This is a genomic window from Pseudarthrobacter sp. 05T312, from assembly GCF_056396685.1.
The window spans coordinates 1-3,265 of the sequence record NZ_JBFTLY010000032.1; the positions used below are offsets into that span (position 1 = coordinate 1).

Here is a 3,265-nt window from a genome sequence, read left to right on the forward strand (position 1 = left end):
TATTTAGTTGTTGGTTCCTGCCGTGCCCCGTGTGTTGACGGGGTTGTTGGTTGGGAACCACATAGTGGACGCAAGCAGAATGTTTTTCTGTGTGGTGTAAGTTGTTGGCCTATTAGTACCGGTCAGCTTCACGAGTCGTTAGTCCTCGCTTCCACATCCGGCCTATCAACCCAGTGGTCTGGCTGGGGGCCTCTCACACATAAATGTGTATGGAAATCTCATCTTGAAGCGAGCTTCCCGCTTAGATGCTTTCAGCGGTTATCCCATCCGAACGTAGCTAATCAGCGGTGCACTTGGCAGTACAACTGACACACCAGAGGTTCGTCCGTCCCGGTCCTCTCGTACTAAGGACAGCCCTTCTCAAATTTCCTGCGCGCGCAGCGGATAGGGACCGAACTGTCTCACGACGTTCTAAACCCAGCTCGCGTACCGCTTTAATGGGCGAACAGCCCAACCCTTGGGACCTACTCCAGCCCCAGGATGCGACGAGCCGACATCGAGGTGCCAAACCATGCCGTCGATATGGACTCTTGGGCAAGATCAGCCTGTTATCCCCGAGGTACCTTTTATCCGTTGAGCGACGGCCATTCCACAATGTACCGCCGGATCACTAGTCCCGACTTTCGTCCCTGCTCGAGATGTCTCTCTCACAGTCAAGCTCCCTTGTGCACTTACACTCGACACCTGATTGCCAACCAGGCTGAGGGAACCTTTGGGCGCCTCCGTTACTTTTTAGGAGGCAACCGCCCCAGTTAAACTACCCATCAGGCACTGTCCCTGACCCGGATTACGGGCCGAAGTTAGATGTCCAAAGTGACCAGAGTGGTATTTCAACGATGACTCCACCCGAACTGGCGTCCGGGCTTCAACGTCTCCCACCTATCCTACACAAGCCACTCCGAACACCAATACCAAACTATAGTAAAGGTCTCGGGGTCTTTCCGTCCTGCTGCGCGTAACGAGCATCTTTACTCGTACTGCAATTTCGCCGAGTTTATGGTTGAGACAGCGGGGAAGTCGTTACTCCATTCGTGCAGGTCGGAACTTACCCGACAAGGAATTTCGCTACCTTAGGATGGTTATAGTTACCACCGCCGTTTACTGGGGCTTAAATTCTCAGCTTCGCCGTGAGGCTAACCGGTCCTCTTAACCTTCCAGCACCGGGCAGGAGTCAGTCCGTATACATCGTCTTGCGACTTCGCACGGACCTGTGTTTTTAGTAAACAGTCGCTTCCCCCTGGTCTCTGCGGCCCCGATCCCCTCCCGGACGCGTAGTCCGTTCAAGGTTGGGGCCCCCCTTCTCCCGAAGTTACGGGGGCATTTTGCCGAGTTCCTTAACCATAATTCTCTCGATCGCCTTAGTATTCTCTACCTGATCACCTGTGTCGGTTTGGGGTACGGGCGGCTAAAACCTCGCGTCGATGCTTTTCTCGGCAGCATAGGATCACCAAATCCCCCCAAACGGGGGTCCCATCAGATCTCAGGCACCATGAGTGGCGGATTTGCCTACCACTCGCCCTACATCCTTAGACCGGGACAACCATCGCCCGGCTCGGCTACCTTCCTGCGTCACACCTGTTAATACGCTTGCCTCCCAGGATCAGGTCCCGCGCTCCACCAAAACCCTCACACCACAAGGGKKATCGGGCAGGTCTCGGGCGGTTAGTATCCCCTGTTCAACATGGACGGTTTTTCGCCGGTACGGGAATATCAACCCGTTGTCCATCGACTACGCCTGTCGGCCTCGCCTTAGGTCCCGACTTACCCAGGGCAGATTAGCTTGACCCTGGAACCCTTGATCATTCGGCGGACGGGTTTCTCACCCGTCTTTCGCTACTCATGCCTGCATTCTCACTCGTGTAGGCTCCACCACTGGTTTACACCGCAGCTTCACCGCCCACACGACGCTCCCCTACCCATCCACACTCCTGAACCACGAAGGCTAGGAACATATGTGAATGCCACAACTTCGGCGGTGTACTTGAGCCCCGCTACATTGTCGGCGCGGAATCACTTGACCAGTGAGCTATTACGCACTCTTTTAAGGGTGGCTGCTTCTAAGCCAACCTCCTGGTTGTCTGGGCAACTCCACATCCTTTCCCACTTAGCACACGCTTAGGGGCCTTAGTTGGTGGTCTGGGCTGTTTCCCTCTCGACTATGAAGCTTATCCCCCACAGTCTCACTGCTGCGCTCTCACTTACCGGCATTCGGAGTTTGGCTGACGTCAGTAACCTTGTAGGGCCCATTAGCCATCCAGTAGCTCTACCTCCAGCAAGAAACACGCAACGCTGCACCTAAATGCATTTCGGGGAGAACCAGCTATCACGAAGTTTGATTGGCCTTTCACCCCTACCCACAGCTCATCCCCTCCATTTTCAACTGAAGTGGGTTCGGTCCTCCACGACGTCTTACCGTCGCTTCAACCTGGCCATGGGTAGATCACTTCGCTTCGGGTCTAGATCACGCCACTCACACGCCCTATTCAGACTCGCTTTCGCTACGGCTGCCCCACACGGGTTAACCTCGCGACGTAACACTAACTCGCAGGCTCATTCTTCAAAAGGCACGCCGTCACCAGAATCAGACTGGCTCCGACGGATTGTAAGCACACGGTTTCAGGTACTGTTTCACTCCCCTCCCGGGGTACTTTTCACCTTTCCCTCACGGTACTGGTCCGCTATCGGTCATTAGGGAGTATTTAGGCTTATCAGGTGGTCCTGACAGATTCGCACGGGATTTCTCGGGCCCCGTACTACTTGGGATACTCTCACAGGCGGTACAAACACATTACGGTTACGGGACTAACACCCTCTCTGGCCGGCCTTTCAAAACCGTTCACCTATGCGCGCACATCACACCCCACCAGCCCGGCAGAACTGGTATGGAAAGTCCCACAACCCCGACCATGCAACGCCCGCCGGCTATCACACATGGAACGGTTTAGCCTGATCCGCGTTCGCTCGCCACTACTAACGGAATCACTATTGTTTTCTCTTCCTGCGGGTACTGAGATGTTTCACTTCCCCGCGTTCCCCCCACGCACCCTATGTGTTCAGGTACGGGTCACCAAGTCACTCGCGCGCTTRGCGGGGTTTCCCCATTCGGACACCCTGGGATCACAGTCCGGTTATCGACTCCCCCAGGCTTATCGCAGATTCCTACGTCCTTCTTCGGCTCCTAATGCCAAGGCATCCACCGTGTGCTCTTAAAAACTTGACCACAAAGATCAAAAACAAAAAACACTCGAGAGAACCACAGAAACTG

General features: G+C 54.8%; 1 rRNA gene. It reads right to left on the reverse strand.

The annotated features are described in order from the left end of the window. Positions 1-91: 91 nt before the first annotated feature. Positions 92-3,220 (reverse strand): 23S ribosomal RNA (locus AC1DIP_RS22090). Positions 3,221-3,265: the final 45 nt, after the last annotated feature.